Annotated in this window: 10 protein-coding genes and 1 pseudogene; 5 read left to right on the top strand and 6 right to left on the bottom strand. The window is 45.5% G+C overall.

The genetic code is table 11. From position 1 onward, the window contains the following. Nucleotides 1–80: 80 nt before the first annotated feature. Nucleotides 81–1,448 (bottom strand): TldD/PmbA family protein, encoded by a 1,368-nt coding sequence (locus QUB61_RS32385; RefSeq protein ID WP_333134390.1) that lies wholly within the window; start codon nt 1,446–1,448, stop codon nt 81–83. A 450-nt stretch (nt 1,449–1,898) separates the two neighbouring features. On the opposite strand from QUB61_RS32385, the gene QUB61_RS32380 reads away from it, so the two are divergent. The 4 genes from QUB61_RS32380 to QUB61_RS32365 all read left to right on the top strand — a co-directional run bounded on the left by QUB61_RS32380 (nt 1,899) and on the right by QUB61_RS32365 (nt 11,930). Further along, complete coding sequence (locus QUB61_RS32380) at nt 1,899–6,179, top strand: PAS domain S-box protein (RefSeq protein ID WP_333134392.1); 4,281 nt, start codon at nt 1,899–1,901, stop codon at nt 6,177–6,179. Nucleotides 6,180–6,720: 541 nt separating this feature from the next. Then, nucleotides 6,721–7,560 carry a DUF1361 domain-containing protein gene (locus QUB61_RS32375; RefSeq protein WP_445300309.1) on the top strand — a complete coding sequence of 280 codons (840 nt, stop codon included), beginning with the start codon at nt 6,721–6,723 and terminating at the stop codon, nt 7,558–7,560. Nucleotides 7,561–7,859: 299 nt separating this feature from the next. Continuing rightward, nucleotides 7,860–9,824 carry an ABC transporter ATP-binding protein/permease gene (locus QUB61_RS32370; RefSeq protein WP_333134396.1) on the top strand — a complete coding sequence of 655 codons (1,965 nt, stop codon included), beginning with the start codon at nt 7,860–7,862 and terminating at the stop codon, nt 9,822–9,824. Nucleotides 9,825–10,262: 438 nt separating this feature from the next. Then, nucleotides 10,263–11,930: an NB-ARC domain-containing protein gene (locus QUB61_RS32365; RefSeq protein WP_333134398.1), complete on the top strand. Its 1,668-nt coding sequence runs from the start codon at nt 10,263–10,265 to the stop codon at nt 11,928–11,930. Nucleotides 11,931–11,998: 68 nt separating this feature from the next. Here the strand turns inward: QUB61_RS32365 and QUB61_RS32360 are convergent, their stop codons facing one another. From QUB61_RS32360 to QUB61_RS32340, 5 genes and pseudogenes are all read right to left on the bottom strand, one after another. Then, a complete protein-coding gene (locus QUB61_RS32360) occupies nt 11,999–13,729 on the bottom strand; it encodes an NAD(P)H-quinone oxidoreductase subunit 4 (RefSeq protein ID WP_333134400.1) in 1,731 nt (576 codons plus the stop codon). Between the two features lie 169 nt (nt 13,730–13,898). Beyond that, nucleotides 13,899–15,200, bottom strand: a complete 1,302-nt coding sequence (locus QUB61_RS32355; RefSeq protein WP_333134402.1) for a transposase — start codon at nt 15,198–15,200, stop codon at nt 13,899–13,901. Nucleotides 15,201–15,386: 186 nt separating this feature from the next. Then, nucleotides 15,387–15,716 carry a hypothetical protein gene (locus QUB61_RS32350; protein WP_333134404.1) on the bottom strand — a complete coding sequence of 110 codons (330 nt, stop codon included), beginning with the start codon at nt 15,714–15,716 and terminating at the stop codon, nt 15,387–15,389. A gap of 280 nt (nt 15,717–15,996) precedes the next feature. Beyond that, nucleotides 15,997–16,530: pseudogene (locus QUB61_RS32345) on the bottom strand (leucine-rich repeat domain-containing protein); the annotation flags it as partial. 113 nt (nt 16,531–16,643) lie between these two features. Further along, complete coding sequence (locus tag QUB61_RS32340; protein WP_445300308.1) at nt 16,644–17,021, bottom strand: ADP-ribosylglycohydrolase family protein; 378 nt, start codon at nt 17,019–17,021, stop codon at nt 16,644–16,646. A gap of 420 nt (nt 17,022–17,441) precedes the next feature. On the opposite strand from QUB61_RS32340, the gene QUB61_RS32335 reads away from it, so the two are divergent. Beyond that, entirely contained in the window at nt 17,442–17,636 is a 195-nt protein-coding gene (locus tag QUB61_RS32335; protein WP_333134406.1) for a hypothetical protein, read from the top strand. Nucleotides 17,637–17,751: the final 115 nt, after the last annotated feature.

Raw genomic sequence — 17,751 nt, 5'->3', positions numbered from 1 at the left:
TGACTAATGACTAATGACTAATGACTAATGACTAATGACTAATGACTAATGACTAATGACTAATGACTAATGACTAAGGATTACCTTCCTCCGACTACAACATTTTTAATGCGCAAATGGGGGCCGCCGACACTTACGGCCAAACCGTTCTGGCCGCCTTTACCGCAACCGCCGCAGGCATAAACCGAGTCGTTTCCTATAGACTCAATATCTTTTAACGTCTGAAATACATTGCCGCTTAAAGTGACATCGCTCACCGGTTCGGCCAATTTGCCGTCGCGAATCATAAAACCTTGAGCCGCCGCAAAGGTAAACATTTCGCCGTTGGTTTGTCCTCCCAACATCCGCACTGCATACACTCCTTCGTCAATGTCGGCAACCATTTCGTCAAAAGAATGTTCGCCAGACTCGATCGCAGTATTAGTCATCCGCACCAAAGGCATAAAAGTAGCGCTCAGAGCCCGGGCATTTCCCGTCGGACTTTCGCCCATTTTGCCCGCAGTCTCGCGATTGTGCATTCGAGTCGTTAAAACTCCATTTTTAATTAAATGCTTGCACTGAGCCGGCACGCCTTCGTCGTCGTATTTCAAAGTTCCCGGCAATCCCGGTACAGTTGCGTCGTCAATTACATTCAATTGTTCGATCGCCACCGGCTTGCCCAAAGTCAACAATTCCTGCATTTTCGGGTTTTCGTAAATGCCGTCTGCTTCCGACAAATGCCCGAAAGCTTCGTGAATAAAAACCCCCGACAAATAAGGGTCTAAAATCACCGGATACTGACCGCCTTTTACCGATTTTGCCTCTAGTTGGCCCACTGCTCGAACGGCAGCACTTTTAACACGATCTTCAATATTTGTCAAGACATCGTAATCCGATCGCGAATGAATCGACTCAAACCCTTGGCGGACGACACCACCCTCGCCGCGGGCGATCGCCCCGAAACGCCCGGTCACGTCCAAGCGCTCTTGAGCGATGCAAGTGCCTTGAGAATTCACAAAATAAGTAATTCCGAACCTGTCGCTGTAACCAGTCATTGTCGTCTGAATTCGCGGGTCGTAATCTAACAGCAACTGGTTGTAAGATTCGAGCAATTTCCGCTTTTGGGCTAAAGTAATAGAGCGCGGATCGCGGCCCAATTCCACCGCTACATAATCTTGAATCGGGGTGACATCTGCTAGTAGAGTTTTTTCGCTGCCCACCAAACGAGACTGCACTACAGCTTCTTCAATGCGGTCTTTTAACTCAGCTAAACCGTTAAAAGTTACAAAACTCCAGCCGCCTTTGTGACAGGCGCGGATGCCGCCGGCGAGACTAAAACTGCGGTTGACAGCATCTAACTGAGGGCCGCGAAAACTAATCGCAGTTGACTCGCTTTGTTCGAGGCGAACTTCTAGATAATCTACGCGATCGCGGTAAGGTGCGATCGCTTCCATCAACTGTTCTTGCATCAAATTGCCCCTATGAATGATTCGCGCCCAGCGCTGAAAAAAATTATTGCTAACCCTATTTTAGCCAATAACTCCCGTGTTTCGGGTGCGCGCACCCCACCGAGTAGGGTGAAGCAGCGCGCACCCTACCCGATAAATGGCGAGTCAACCAATTTTAGATTTTAGATTTTAGATTTTAGATCGATCCGTCCTGAGCCTGCTTTCGGAATGAATCCGGGGGCTTATGACCACATTACTTTCGGTCAGTCGATGGTATATTTAAAACTTTTTCCAGAGAATTGATGGTGAGAGGCTTGCCTCTCGCCGACGTTCGGCGGGCCTCCTAGAACACAAACAACTCGCGCCCGCTTGCGAGAAGCCCGGTATCCCGGAAATCTTGCATCTGCTTAGATAAATGAAACTAAACTATATCTGTCTAAAGACGTAAAAATATACCTTAACCGCCTGCAGATGGAATACTTTAAGGTTAAAAAGTTCCAAATTTCACCGTATTTAGCCGCAATTTCGGCATCACTAGCAATTTTGGTGGGAGTTGGCATTTTAGATAGATCGGAACAACAGCGGTTTTTGCAGTACAACCGCGCTACGACGCTCGATCGGCTCAGCACGGTCCGTTCTAAGCTCGAAAGCTCTTTAAATTCGCGGCTATTTCTGAGCCGGGGTTTGGTGGCTTACGTTTCCAACAACCCAAACATCACCGAAGCGGAGTTTGCAGCGACGGCGAGAATTCTGGTGGCACAGCAAACCGGCATTCGCGCCATAAATTTAGTTAAAGGCACGACGATCGCTTACATTTATCCGCGGGAGGGAAATGAAGGGGTGCTCGGGGTGGACTTGACGGCGCTACCCGAACACCGACAAATGGTCAAAGATGTCATCGACACCAAAAAAAGTTTGCTTGCAGGGCCCGTGAAATTATTGGAGGGGGACATGACGTTCATCAGCCGATCGCCCATTTTTCTCACAGCCTCCGGCGCCGATCCCGAAACAGCAGTTTACTGGGGCTTGACAAGCCTGATTATCGACAAAAATACTGTAATTGAGGAAGCGGGACTCAACGACTCCTCGGCCAAGCTGCAATACTCTCTGCGGGGCAAAGACGGGAGGGGAGCATCCGGCGCAGTGTTTTTCGGTGACGGGTCAATTTTTCAGAACAATCCCGTGCTGCTGGAAGTCACTTTGCCCAACGGTTCCTGGCAGTTGGCAGCAATTCCGGCGGGGGGATGGCGTGCGAATTCGCCGTTTCGGGGGTGGCTGCTATTTGGAGGCGGCTTGCTGGCTGTTTTCAGCGGGGTGGCGGTTTTTACATGGGTGTATGGCCCTGTGAAGCTGCGGGCAAGCGAAGCTAAGTACCGGCAATTGGTTGAGAATTCTAACAGCATGATTGTGCAGTTAGACAGTGAAGGCAACATTACTTTTTTTAACGAGTGTGCTGAAACTTTTTTCGGGTATTCAGAAGCCGAAATCATCGGCAAAAGTGCGATCGGCACAATTATACCCAAAACAGATTTATTTGAAAGTGACCTCGCGACAAAGATTCGAGACTGTTTGGCACAGCAGGAAAAATACTTCCAAAACGAAAATGAAAACATCCGCAGCAATGGAGAAAGGGTGTGGATAGCGTGGACAAATAAACCTTTACTAGATGCGAAGGGAAATGTGGCAGGACTGCTTTGTATCGGGACGGATATTAGCGATCGCAAACAAGCTGAAATCGCCCTGCAAGCTTCTGAATCGGAACTTCGAGCTTTGTTCGCTGCCATGAACGACGTAATTTTCGAGATCGATATTGAGGGACGGTTCCTGAAAGTTGCCCCGACCAATCCCCAATTATTGTACAAGCCGACGGCGGAATTTGCCGGTAAAAAAATTAACGATTTATTCGCTCCAGAAACGGTAAAGTTTTTTCTGGAGGAAATTCGCACCGCCCTCGCTACAAATCAAACCTGTACTTTTGAATATAACCTGGAAATTGCCAGCTTACAAAAGTGGTTTGCCGCTACCATTTCGCCAATGAAAGAAAACACGGTTCTGTGGGTTGCCCGCGACATTACGGAGCGCAAGCAAGCTGAAAGTTGGTTGACCGGTCAAAAACAAATTTTAGAAATGATTGCTAAGGGCGCTCCTCTTGGCGATACTTTAAATACTTTAGTTGAAATTATCGAACAGCAATCTAGAGATGTCATCGGTTCGATATTGCTTCTAGCTCCAGATGGCGAACATTTACTGCACGGAGCCGCGCCCAGTTTGCCCGACAGTTACAATGCTGCTATTCATGGCAGAGCCATCGGCCCGGATGTAGGCTCCTGCGGCACTGCTGCCTTTACCCGCCAACAGGTGATCGTTACAGATATTGCCAGCGATTCTTTATGGGAAAATTATCGAGATTTAGCCTTGAGTTTTGGACTGAGATCTTGCTTGTCTACTCCTATTTTCTCATCTCAGGGTCAAGTTTTGGGAACTTTTGGAATGTATTATTCCCAACCGCGCCCGCCCAAAAATTTTGATATGCAATTGATAGAAGCGGCGATGAATTTAGCAGGAATTGCGATCGAACGCAACCAGGCAGAGGAAAGTCTCAAACAACTCAATCAAGAACTAGAAAATAGAGTCAAACAGAGAACTGCTCAATTGATGCAAACTGAAGAACGCTGGCAGTTAGCACTCAAAGGCAACAATGACGGCATTTGGGACTGGAACTTGCAAACAGGGGAACTATTCCTGTCCGATAGATTTAAGGAAATCACCGGAGACGACGAACACAGCCCCATTCTCGATTACTTTGACGAATTGAACAAGGGCACGCATCCCGACGATTTAGCCTTAGTAATGCAAGCTCTCCAAGACCATTTAAACAAGAAAACGCCGCATTACATCGTCGAATACCGCTGCTGGTGCTACAATAGCGCCTACAAATGGATATTGAGTCGGGGACAAGCTTTGTGGGACGCATCTGGAAAAGCAGTCCGCATGGTTGGTTCAATTACTGACATCACGGAACCCAAACAAGCAGAGGAAGCACTGCGGGAAAGCGAGGCAAGATACCAAAAGCTGTCTGCTAATTTGCCGGGAATAATTTATCAATATTTGTTGCGTGCAGATGGGTCTTTCAGTTTTCCTTACATAAGTCCTGCTTGCCGAGAACTTTTGGAGTTAGAACCCGAAGATGTTCTGCAAAATGCGGCTTTGGTAAGAAATTTGATTCATCCCGACGACCTCCAAAATCATGACGAATCTGTTGCTATTTCTGCCCAGACTTTGCAACCTTGGCAGTGGGAAGGACGGATGGTGCTACCTTCAGGCAAGATTCGCTGGTTTCAGATAGTTTCCCGTCCTGAAGCTAAAGAAAACGGCGCTTGTTTTTGGGACGGCATCGCTGTTGATGTTACCGATCGCAAGCAAGCTGAGTTAGCTTTGCAAGAAAGCCAGCAGTTCATTAAAAAAGTAGCCGATGCTACTCCCGGTATTTTGTATCTCTACGACTTGGAAGAAGAGCGAAATATCTACACTAATACTTCTATGTTCGCGCTTTTGGGCTATACCAGCGACGAAATTACAGCGATGGATTCGTCACTCATTCCTCAGTTAATACACCCGGAAGATTTGCCTAAAATCATGAAACATTTCGCGAGCTTTGGAGTAATTGAAGATGGCGAAACTAGGGAAATTGAGTACCGGATACGGGCAGCAGACGGTCAATTTTTGTGGCTGCAAAGTCGGGATACTATTTTTAGTAGGAATGCGGAGGGTCAGGCTAAGGTAATAATTGGAGTTTCCCAGGATATTACGACTCGCAAGCAAGCAGAGGAAGCACTGCGGCAAAGCGAGGGACGAGAAAGAGAAAAAGCTCGAGATTTAGAGTCAGCGCTGCGGTCATTGCGCTCTACTCAAACTCAGCTCATTCAAACAGAAAAAATGTCTTCTTTGGGGCAATTAGTGGCCGGCATCGCTCACGAAATTAATAATCCCGTTAACTTCATTCACGCTAACATTGATTATCTCAACCAGTATACAAAACAGTTGCTCGATCTGGTAAGTCTTTACGAACAGGAGTATCCCGAACCTAATTCAAAAATTTTCGATCGCATTCAAGAGATAGATTTGGATTTCATGGCTGAGGATTTAAGAAAAGTTGTGGGCTCGATGCAGGTAGGAACCGAGCGCATCCGGCAAATTGTGTTGTCCCTCAGAAATTTCTCGCGGCTGGACGAATCGGCAATGAAGCCGGTCGATATTCACGCGGGAATTGAAAGCACTTTGTTAATTTTGCAGCACCGCTTGAAGAGTCGCGACAGCCGCCCGGAAATTGAAGTAATTAAGGAGTTTGGGCAACTGCCGCTGGTGGAGTGCTATGCGAGCCAACTGAATCAGGTGTTTATGAATATTATTGCTAATGGAATTGATGCTATTGAAGAACGATATCAAAAGTTATCGGTTCCACGATCGGAGACTCATAGCGGCCGGATTGCTATTTGCACTCGTGTAACAGCCCAGAACACTGTGATGGTGGAAATTTCGGACAACGGTACGGGTATGCCTCAGGAGATAGTCGATCGAATTTTTAACCCGTTTTTTACTACAAAAGCTGTGGGGAAAGGTACGGGGTTGGGAATGTCTATCGCGCACTCGATTGTGGTGGAAAAGCACAACGGCAAGATTAAGTGTATTTCCTCCATAGGATGCGGAACGACTTTTCAGATTGAGATTCCGATCGACAAAGTGTATAAGTAGTAAGCTGTCACGCATTTAAATTGCATATTCAGGGCGGGCGAGACACCCCACAAGACACCGAATTGTTTGTTGACATTCTATTTAAATGCCACAACAGCTTAGGGTGCGTCAGGCGATTTTAGATTTTAGATTTTAGATTTTAGATTTTAGATTTTAGATTGACTCCACAGTGGTAGGGTGCGTCAGTCAGTTTTAGATTTGAGATATTAGATTGACTCCACAGTGGTAGGGTGCGTCAGTCGGTTTGAAATTTGAGATATTAGATTGACTCCACAGTGGTAGGGTGCGTCAGTCGATTTGAGATTTGAGATGTGAGATTTGAGATATTAGATTGACTCCACACTGGTAGGGTGCGTCAGTCGATTTGAGATTTGAGATATTAGATTGACTCCACACTGGTAGGGTGCGTCAGCAGATCCTGATTTTCAGGCGCAGCGCCCGGAGCCATAGGCTGACGCACCCTACAAGTTAAGGACTAAAATAGACTGAAGCTGCGAATGAAGCGGTGCTGCATCAAACCTTTAACTGTATAAAAATTGACATGATGGGATTAATGCTGGAAGCGCTGGAAGCAATGGGATACAATGTCCGCTGGATGTCTTGGAATTTGTTTTTGGCTTTAGTACCGCTGGGTCTGAGTTTTTGGCTGTTCCGCAAACCTCGATCGCGCTGGCTGCTGTGGGGTACGGGCTTTCTCCTGGGCGCTACTTTTTTGCCCAGCACGCGCCATGTTTTGTTCTATCTGAAGCATATTGTGCAAGATGTGGGCAAAACTTACGTTTTGGGGGCGATCGCGATTACGCTGGCACTGATGGCTGTAGACATCTGGGTACTGCAGCAGCGCGGAGTTCGCTCTCTCCGCTGGTGGGGCGGTTTTTTCGGGTTTATCGCATTTTTGCCGAATGCGCCCTACGTTTTAACGGATATAATTCACCTGATCGAGCAGATTAAAGAGGGGAACTCGGTGTGGACTGTGACACTAGCTTTGATCCCGCAGTATCTGGTGTTTATGCTGGTCGGGTTTGGGGCTTACGTGCTGTCGGTGATGAATTTGGGTTACTATTTGAAGCAACAGGGTTGGAGTAAATTTATCCTGGCAACGGAGATAACTATACACGCACTTTCGGCGATCGGCATTTATTTAGGGCGATTTATACGCTTCAACACTTGGGACATTGTTACTAACCCCGATACGCTGGTTAACACCGTAATGAACGATTTGATTGGCAAGCGTCCGGTTTTAGTAATGGCTGTAACTTTTGTAGTAATTGCTGTTTTGTATTGGGTAATGAAACAAGTAATTTTAGGGATTAGCCAGCGGTTTTACAGCAGCCAATCGCAGCCGGAGTTGGCCGGCGACAGCGCGACTTTTTCCAGCTAGATCGATTTGAAATTTAAGATTTGCTCCACAACTAACGTCCCAACTTTTTTGATCTCCCGGCCTAATTGCTCTGCAAATGTAGCAATGGGCCTGACGATGAGAACGTTCTTAATTGTTGAAACTCTTGCTTTTATTGTCTTGGGCATAAGTGCCTTCAAATCCTACTGGCGAAAGACTAATTCTATGTCAGTCTTTCGGTAATACCAATTTTTTACCTAAACTCTTGAATAATTACTGCCGCAATGTGTAATAAAACTTGATATGTTAGAAAAGTCGAAGTTGTTCTGTAAAAAGCAAAGATGAATCGATTTGACCGTCTGTTGTGGGAGAGATTTATTGCGATAGCTCAGCCTTACTTTTATCCTTTAGAGCCTGGGGGAGGCAGGGTATTTTTGGGATTAGTGGCGCTGTTGTTGATATTTCTGTTCGCTGCTATGTTTGTGGCTGTCAGTGTTGTCAGTTTGGGTGCTCAAGTTTTTTTTCCAGAGGCTTTTAACGGGGTTGCGGCTGGCTTAGCTACATTGATAAAAGGAATTATCTACTCACCGACAATTGCGATCGTTGGTTTAATGCTAATTCTCCCGCTGGCTGCTTTTGTCTTTTTCAGAAGCAAGTTGATACCGCGCTGGAAGCAGTGGATAATGTTAGCTCTGCTGCTATTTTTGTCGCTGTCTGTTAGCGGAATTAACGTAGTCATTAGCTATATTAGTAATTTTTTTACGACAGCGCTGGCTGAAAAAGATCAGATTACTTTTTGGCGGTTTATGTGGGTTTATGCTGGAGTTTTTATTATCGGTACCCCGATAGTTGTTATTTACGGGTATACCCAAGATAAACTGGGATTGTACTGGCGAGAGTGGATGACTGATAGTTTCCTGGGTAGCTATTTTCAAAACCGCGCTTATTACGAAATCAACTCTCAGAAGGAAATCGACAATCCCGACCAGCGGATTGCTGAAGATATCAAATCTTTCACTAGCACAAGTTTAGAGTTTTTGCTGCTGATATTGGGGGCAGTTATCGATATTATTTCTTTTACAGGCATTCTGTGGTCTATTTCCAAAGGCCTTTCGATCGGACTAATTATTTATGCTGTCTTTGGCACGGCAGTCATGGTAATTTTTGGCAAAAGGTTGATATTTTTGAACTTCAATCAGCTCTCCAGAGAGGCTGACTTTCGCTATGGATTGGTTCACATTCGGGACAATGCAGAATCAATTGCTTTTTACCGGGGAGAAGCACAGGAATCTGCTCAGGTAAAACACCGATTTTTAGAAGCAGTTCGGAACTTTAATTTCCTAATTGGTTGGCAGCGGAATCTGGGATATTTTAGAGTTAGCTATAGATATGCAACTTATATTATTCCCTCTTTATTCCTGGCTTCTATCTACTTTGCAGGTGAGATCAGATACGGCGATATTACTCAAGCTGAATTTGCTTTTCGTCAGGTGTTAGATGCCTTTTCTTTGGTTGTATATAGGATTGAAAGCTTGAGTTTATTTGCAGCGGGAATTAATCGTTTAGCCACGTTTAATGAGTCTTTAAGAGATAAAAAAAGTGGGGTTCAACTCGACTTCAGAACAATCGATACAGTTATAAGTTCGCAATTGACACTGGAACACGTTACTTTAGATACTCCGCAGCAGCAAAAGACTTTAATTAGGGATTTGTCGGTAGCCGTGTCGCCTGGAGAAGGACTATTAATTGTCGGGCAAAGCGGTGCTGGGAAGAGTTCTTTGCTGCGGGCAATTGCGGGTTTGTGGGACTCAGGAACGGGTCGTTTGGCGCGGCCGGAACTCGAAGAAATGCTGTTTTTGCCGCAGCGTCCTTATATGATTTTGGGCAGTTTGCGATCGCAACTTCTCTATCCCAACAGCAGCAGCGAGGTTGATGAGGAAAAATTGCGCCATGTTTTGGCATCAGTAAACTTAGCAGATTTGCCGGAAAGATTGGGCGGTTTTGATGCGGATTTAGATTGGGCGGAGATTTTGTCGCTGGGAGAACAGCAGCGTTTAGCTTTTGCTAGATTGTTGTTGACGGCACCGCGATATGCTATTTTGGATGAGGCGACAAGTGCTTTGGATTTGGATAACGAGCAACATTTATACGAGCAGTTGCAAGCAACTAAAACTACATTGGTGAGTGTCGGTCACCGAGTGAGTTTAGTGAAATATCACCAGCAGGTTTTGGAACTTTTGGGCGATGGGAGTTGGCGGCTGGTTTCGACGGAAGAATACCGCTCTAGTGCGAAGGTTTTTGGCTGATAAAGCGCTGCTTTGAAGAATTGTGAATTTACCCGGTTGTTGGTTCGCGGTGGGCGGTGGCGCGATTGGACATTTATCCTTTGGTTCTACAGATTAATGGCCGCGCCTCCACCCACCCTACAATAGGTTCTACGGGTAGGGACATAGCAACAATTAATGGCGATCGATTCCCGGTTCCTCATACCCTTTTAGATTAAATAATTAAAGAATTGAAGAATTGGGAATGACTGATTCTGTATGGGTTTGGATCGCGGGCATACAGTTGCATTCTTTGTTGAAACTGGTATCGCAATCGATAAGGGGGTATAAATATCTAAAACTGCCCAAACAGCAAAAAGCAAGCTGAACGTTTGCAGATTCGATTCAATTGCTCGCCCGCGAGAACTCACAGAATATAATAGAAGAGAGATTTTTTTTAGTATAGGCGAGATTCCTACCTTGACTACTCCGATTCCTCAAAACTTTGTGCAAACGATCGCCAAACAGCGCGGCGTCACAGATGCCGAGTTAGAAACTGTGTTTATGGCTCTCGACGGTCAATCTACGGCTTCGATCGCAACCAAGCTTGGCATTAGCGACATCGCGGTTCGCAAAAGACTCGGCGAAGTTTACAAAAAGTTTCAGATCGGGGGGAACGGCCCTGGAAAGCTGTCGGAATTGAGGCATCAGTTGCTGTTTTCATACCACACTGAGCAGGGAGGGAGGGATTTTAGTCCCCGAGGTAAAGGATCTCTATTCAAGATGCCGATCCTCTCCGAGGGCAACGCTTACGGGCACCGACAGCAAGATTGGGGCCAAGCACCGGATGTTTCGGTTTTTTACGGACGGACTGAAGAATTAACTACTTTAAAGCAGTGGGTTGTATCAGATAATTGTCGCCTGGTAGCGCTGCTGGGTTTGGCTGGTAGTGGCAAAACAACTCTGTCGGTGCAGTTGGCAAAACAGGTACAGAATGAGTTTGATTTGGTGATTTGGCGATCGCTGCGATCGGCACCAGCACCATCCGACTTCCTCACTAACTTAATTGAACTTTTTTCTAACCCACAAAAACCCGATGTGCCGTTAGCGGAGCCCTCGAAGAGGATCGACCTCAACGGGAAAATTTCGCGCTTGGTCGAGGAGCTGCGGAAGCACCGCTGTCTGGTAATTTTAGACGATTTTGAAGCGGTTCTCAGACCCGAAGAATTAGCGGGACACTACCGCGAAGGCTACGAAGGATATCAAGATTTAATCGTGCGGCTGTGTGAGGTCAATCACAATAGCTGTTTGGTGCTAGTTAGTGCGGAAGAACCTACGGAACTGGCTTTGCTGGCGGGAGAAAAAGTGCGGTCTTTAAAACCTGCTATTTCCGAGGAAATTGCGCGGGAGATTTTCCAAGAAAAAGGTTTGTCGGCTCAAGATAAAGAGTGGGAAATCTTGTTATCCCGGTACGGAGGCAATCTGTTAGCGTTGAAGATTGTGGCGATAACGATTCACGAGTTTTTCGAGGGGAATGTTTTAAAGTTTTTGGAAGCCACGGCGTTATTTGTTGAAGAACATATCAGCAATTTGCTCGCGCAGCAGTTCGATCGAATGTCGAGTTCAGAACTAGAGATTGCCTACTGGATTGCTATTGCTCAAAGTCCGATTTCCCTGGCGACTTTGCGAGAGCATATCTTGGTCAATTTATCGCTTTCGGATTTGCTAAAAAATCTCGATTCTCTGGGTCGTCGCTCGGTAATTGAAAAAATAAATGATGGCACAGAAACTGTTTTTATGCTTCAGCCTTTGATCGTGCAATATGTGAGCGACAGATTAGCGGAGCAGATTCGAGCGGAGGTTTTGGAGACAGTTAAGACGCAAGGAATAGAAAGAATGCGGCTGTTGAAAAGTCACAGCTTGAGCATCAGTATTGCTAAAGGAAAAGGCGGTAAAGAGGAGCGAAGTCGCTCTATTTTAGAATTAGTGAAAAATCGGCTGCAAGTTTTGTTTGCGAAAACTAGAGGCTTGGAAGAACCGCTAAATATCCTGACCAAAGTTGCCTCCGATATCGAGGATAAATCGATTCTTGAGGTGGGATATGCTAGGGAAAATCTGGCGCAGATTATTGCAGAAATTCAGTGCTAACAAAAAAGCGATCGCCCCAGTCACAAAAGCGATCGCCCGATTTTCAACACAAACAGAATTCGATAAAATTATTTGACAATGCCAAAAAGCGATGCAGATTCAGACCCTGTAATTTTGCCCAAAGTCGGCGCTTTTTGAGCTTGGGCAATTTTGGGAACCAAAAATCCGTTCGCATAAATCTGAGGATTGTTTTGAGCGATTTGGATGTAAGATTGGCGGACTTCTGCGTTCACCGCCACAGTCTTCGCGTCGTAGACTTGCATCGCCATGTTGGGATAAAAACCAATGCCGACAATCGGTATCAAAAAGCAAAATGCGATCGCCACTTCCCGAGGTTTAGCATCAATAAACGGTGCATCACCAGGCAAAACGCAACTATTACCAAAACAAACCGCTTCATCCAGATTCTTTCTCTGATTCTGCAAATTTAGATCCTCAAGGTCGCAAGCCGCTAGTCTCCCACAGTTGTAAAATAACTGTCGCAGCATCGAGAGCAAATAAATCGGCGTCAAAATCAGTCCTACTGCCGCCAGGAACACTGTCACCGCCCGGAAAGAACCGCTGTACATATCGCTAGTTGCGACGCCCACAAACACTGATAATTCGCTAGCAAAACCGCTCATTCCCGGGAGTGCCAAGGATGCCATCGCGCCTGCGGTAAACAAGGCAAACACTTTCGGCATGACTTTCCCAATCTCGCCCATCTCGTCCATAATCATTGTATGGGTGCGATCGTAAGTAACGCCAGCCAGGAAGAACAATACTGAGGCGATTAAACCGTGGGAAATCATTTGCAACAGCGCCCCGTTGATTCCCAAATCCGTGAAGGAAGCAATACCCAACAACACGAATCCCATGTGAGAAATCGACGAATTCGCTAAGCGGCGCTTCATGTTCGATTGGCCGAAGGAATTCAGCGCGCCGTAGATAATATTGACCACGCCGAGCACCGCCATAATCGGTGCAAAGTAAACGTGTGCTTGGGGAAGAAGTTCCAAATTCAGGCGAATCAGTCCGTATCCGCCCATTTTCAGCAATACGCCGGCCAGAATCATCGACACGGGAGAAGATGCTTCACCGTGGGCATCAGGTAGCCAAGTGTGGAAGGGGAAAATCGCCAGTTTCACACCGAAGGCAATTAACAATCCCGCATAAAGCAGTAATTCTAAACCCAGTGGGTAGTCCTTCAAGCCTAGTTCTACCATGTCGAAGGTGGGGGTGCCTCCGCCGTAGAATGCCATTGCTAAGGCAGCTATTAAAATAAAGATGGAAGCGCCCGCGGTGTAAATCAAGAATTTGGTAGCTGCGTAGCGGCGGTTTTGTCCGCCCCAAATCGAGATTAGTAGGTACACCGGAATTAGTTCTAGTTCCCAGACAATGAACAGCAGCATGATGTCTTGGGCGACGAACACTCCTATTTGTGCGGAGTACATCACCAGCATCAGGAAGTAGAAGAGTCGCGGCTTGCGATCGACTTCCCAGGCTGCAAAGATTGATAGTGTCGTCACCAATCCCGCCAACAGTACCAGCGGAACAGACAGTCCGTCAACGGAAACAGACCAGTTGAGGCCTAAAGAAGGTATCCAGGGATATTGCTCGACGATTTGGAAAGTAGAGATGCTCGGATCGTAATGAGTCCAAAACACCCAGCACATTAATACAAAATCTGCAATACCTACGCCTAGGGCATACCAGCGCACGGTTTTGCCACCTGTATCGGGCAGAAAAGGGATGGCGAGGGAAGCTATCAGGGGTAGGATGACTATTGCGGTCAGCCAAGGAAATTGATCCGCTATCATATTGAGAATAAATACTTAGTTGGAAGTTACAAAAATTATAATACTAAATTTAATTAAAACTTAAGATTTATTCATAAATATTTTTTATATCGAGATAAATGCGGATAAGGATATCACGAATTGCTACACACGTCAATTGATTTTCGATTTTTGATTTTCGATTCAGGACTTACGAACAACAAAATATAGCGTTTTGTAGACGCAATCTGCCTGTGGTTGCGCCTATTCTGAGATGGTTGGTTGACACTCTCCGCCCTATAAGCGCGAAGATTCTTAACTCGTAGGGAGTCCAACGACCTTGCCCTCCGGGAAGCATCTTGACGGTATGTCCTACCGCTGCAAGTCCTCGTCGTAGAACTACTTGGGCTGCGGCAACATCTCTATCAGTTGTATACCCGCAGCTATTACATTTGTGGGTACGTTCTGACAAATGTTTTTTACCTGTCTCAACTCCACAGTTAGGGCAAATTTGACTGGTTTTTCTAGAGTCAACTTCCATGAAAAAGACTCCACGCTTAAAACAACACTGTTTCAGGATGTTGAAGAATTGTCCCCAAGCCGCATCTAGGCAGTGCTTGGCTAACATTCCCGCAGCTAGAGCTTTGCAATTTAAGTCTTCAACAAATATCATTCCTGCCTGATTGCAAAGCAAGTGAGCAGTACGCCAATGAAAGTTCTTGCGGGTGTTGCTTATATGTTCATGGAGTTTTGCCACTTTCGTTTGAGCTTTACGCCAATTATTTGACCCAAGTTTCTTTCTGTTGACTCTTTGTTGCAGCAATTTAAGCTTGCGTTGAAGGTCTACAAAAAACCTCGGTCTTGGTAGTGTTAGCCCAGATGATGTAGCGATAAAACTGATTAATCCTACGTCGATTCCTACTGCTTCTGGTGATGGTGTTGGTTGAGGTACAGATACACCCCATTGCAAACTAAGCATCACGTACCAACCGCTAGCTCGTTTAACAATTCGAGCTTGTTTCACCAAGGAATCACCAGGTATCTCCCTTGATTGTCGGAACTTAACCCAACCTATTTTAGGTAGGTTAATCATGCCGTTTTTCAAAGGCGATTTCCCCAGTTGTGGAAAAACAAAAGATTTACAGCGACCAGGCTTCTTGTACCGAGGAAAGCCAAAGTTTCTCGCCCACATTGAAACAAAAGCTTGTTCTAATCGTTTAAGTGTTTGTTGTAGAACTTGCGATTGAACTACCCTCAAAGCGGGGATTTTTTCTTTTGCTGCTGTTAAACTTTTGCACTGAGAAGCATAAGTAGGACGCTTAGCATCAGCAGGAATAATGTACTCGGAATGTAGGGAACAAGCATTAACCAGGCAACTACGAGACTTATACCAAGCCTTCCGTTGAGCAAGTGCGTAGTTATACACGCGCCGACACTGTTCTAGCCAGTCTTCAAACAGTGAAACTTGGCTGAAGGTAGGTTTGAGCTTAAACTCGTAGGTTAGAGAAAACACTTGTAGTACCTCCTTGTTTCAGTATTGTACCATACTGTTACAAAGGGACAACACGATTTATAAGAAAAAAGCTGCCCTAGAAGGGCAGGGCTTTAAACCCAATTTTTCGGTAAAAGTGGAGTTTTCCATAGGGCGGAGTTGCTCTGACCGATAGTTCTCCTCCCTCTGCTTCCGAGAGAAACTCCATCACGATCGCGCCACATTAGCACCATCAGTGTGAGGAGTATAACTACGGCGAATTACCCCATCTGCTAGAGGATGCACTTGCGGCACATAAAACCAGTCTGGAGCTTTGACGACAATGTTTTTATTGATAGTTGCGACTAGCCCCAAATTAGAGGCAATTAGCATTTCTGGCTGGATACATCCTGCGGCTCCCAGTGCATCGGTGAGAGCAGCCGCGAGAGAAGGTTGTTGAATATTTTCTACCGGATCGTCGGGTAATACGAAGTTAGCCGGTAGGGGTTCCCAGGTGACGGTTGGTTTGGCTGTGATAGACGGGGCTTCCAGTACCATTGTATTAACCCTCAACCAGAAATGTGTGCGTAAATTTATCTATGTTAACTCAAGTTGGTAGTTTCTGGAGGGGATGGAACGGGTCGATCTTATTTGTCGGTGGGTAGCAAAGATTTCGGTGAACCCGGCTATACAATTATTTATCTGCTTCCTGGGAATTGTCACCTTAGATTTAAAACCTTGCCTCACAGATTACCAATTAACCGTAATTGGGCGAGCGCCATTTTCATTAATTATTAGAAACTTTCACGATCACCCATTAGCCTAAACACTTTTGACTTTAAATCCGTTTGTCTTCTCCTGCTTGCTTTTGACGGAAATATTCCCGGATCGCGTCAATACCTTGTTCTGCAATTTCAATTGGGGGGTCTTCGAGGGGGTTCCGAGCTAAATAAAGTACGGATAAATTGGTCATACGGCTGATAGCTTCTGGTACGCTAGTCAGTTGGTTGCAAGCTAAATCTAGATAAGATAAATTCATCATACGGCTGATAGCATCTGGTAGGCTTGTCAGTTTATTTCCACGTAAATCCAGTACGGATAAATAGGTCATACGGGTGATAGCTTCTGGCACGATAGTCAGTTGGTTTAAAGTTAAATTAAGTTCCGATAAATTGGTCATACTGCTTATAGCATCTGGTACGCTAGTTATTTGGTTTAAAGTTAAATTAAGTTCGGATAAATAGGTCATATGGGCGATCGCGTCTGGTACGCTCGTCAGTTGGTTTTCTCTTAAATTCAACGTTTCCAACCATTCCAACTCAAACACCTCGGTCGGAATTTCGGTTAATGAATTACGGCTCAAATATAATTTAGTGAGGCGTTGTTCCTTGACTCGTTAAATCTCTTGGCTAATTTTGTAAGAAGTCATTTTTATGTCACCAGATATTTTTGAAGATGGCGTTACATGGCAAATCTCGATCCATTTTAACTAGATAGAGAGAAGAGCCGATCGCCAAAAGATGCAATTAAAGTACGATCGACCAATTGCGAGATCCATTTGGACGGTATACCAGATTCTCCGTAAAAAGCCCCCGCCAACTGTCCGTAAACCGCACCAGTGGTATCCGCGTCGTCGCCCAAATTCACAGCCAACAAACAGCCTTCAGCAAAAGAAGAACTGTTGTAAAACGCCCAAAGTGCCGCCTCCAAAGACTTGACAACATAACCCGTACCTTTAATTTCAGGAGGTTGTCGCAATTTAAAAGAACCCGCCGCAATCTCATCAATCTCTGCTACCAGCGGATTTGCTGCCCAATATACAGAAATCGGAAAAATTAAAGTAAAATCAATACTTCCAGCCATTGCGACTCTAGTTTCTAGACTGTTTCTAGCTTGCTAACGTATTTACGTCGTTTCAGACGTTGAGCTAGCTTACTTTTATGATCGGTAAATTCTAGAAGATTTCTAGTCTAACTTTAGCGACACCACACCGTCCGCTACTCCCAACTATCACCCCAAAGGTTTGAGGGGTTTTGGGAAGACTAACACCGTTTCCATAAGCGGTTGCCTAAAGGTTGCCTAAAGGTTACCTAAAGGTTACAGAACAGGTTGTTGACCATTTCCATAAACGGTTACATGAGGATTAATACCATTTCCATAAGCGGTTAAACCAGGGTTGCATAAGCGGTTGCCTAAAAAGTTGGGTAACTAGCTAAACGCTAGACAAGGCAAAGTAAGCAAATAAAATAAAAATCACCTGACACAGGCGATTCAAGTGATGAAGTGAAACAGTTAAAGGATGAGGTTGAACGGTTGCAGAACGAGTTAGATAACCTGCGGGTGCAAAGTGAACTACCAGAGGCAGCCAACCTGCTTAACCAGTTGAAGGCTAAAAGGAAGAAATCGACATCCTCGCTTGCTGATGTAGAGGCACTTTTGGAGATGATTGAGGGTAAAGAAGCCCAAAAAGGGAATTAGGAAGCTACGCCCCTTAAAACGGGGCTTTATTTCGGCTCCTAGAGCGCCAGTCCAGTAAAAAAGGTTGACAAAAAGCAGGAAGTATGATGGGCTAGAAAAACTAGCCCAGTAAGTG

The sequence above is a fragment of the Microcoleus sp. C2D2 genome, from assembly GCF_036702495.1.
Lineage (GTDB): Bacteria > Cyanobacteriota > Cyanobacteriia > Cyanobacteriales > Microcoleaceae > Microcoleus.
This window is presented reverse-complemented; position numbering and strand designations above follow the sequence as displayed.

Excerpts from the sequence above, each read along its gene's own strand:
- QUB61_RS32380 (WP_333134392.1), top strand. The coding sequence starts at position 1,899 with ATGGAATACTTTAAGGTTAAAAAGTTCCAAATTTCACCGTATTTAGCC.
- QUB61_RS32340 (WP_445300308.1), bottom strand. The coding sequence starts at position 17,021 with ATGGCTGGAAGTATTGATTTTACTTTAATTTTTCCGATTTCTGTATAT.
- QUB61_RS32370 (WP_333134396.1), top strand. The coding sequence starts at position 7,860 with ATGAATCGATTTGACCGTCTGTTGTGGGAGAGATTTATTGCGATAGCT.
- QUB61_RS32360 (WP_333134400.1), bottom strand. The coding sequence starts at position 13,729 with ATGATAGCGGATCAATTTCCTTGGCTGACCGCAATAGTCATCCTACCC.
- QUB61_RS32350 (WP_333134404.1), bottom strand. The coding sequence starts at position 15,716 with ATGGTACTGGAAGCCCCGTCTATCACAGCCAAACCAACCGTCACCTGG.
- QUB61_RS32375 (WP_445300309.1), top strand. The coding sequence starts at position 6,721 with ATGATGGGATTAATGCTGGAAGCGCTGGAAGCAATGGGATACAATGTC.
- QUB61_RS32385 (WP_333134390.1), bottom strand. The coding sequence starts at position 1,448 with ATGCAAGAACAGTTGATGGAAGCGATCGCACCTTACCGCGATCGCGTA.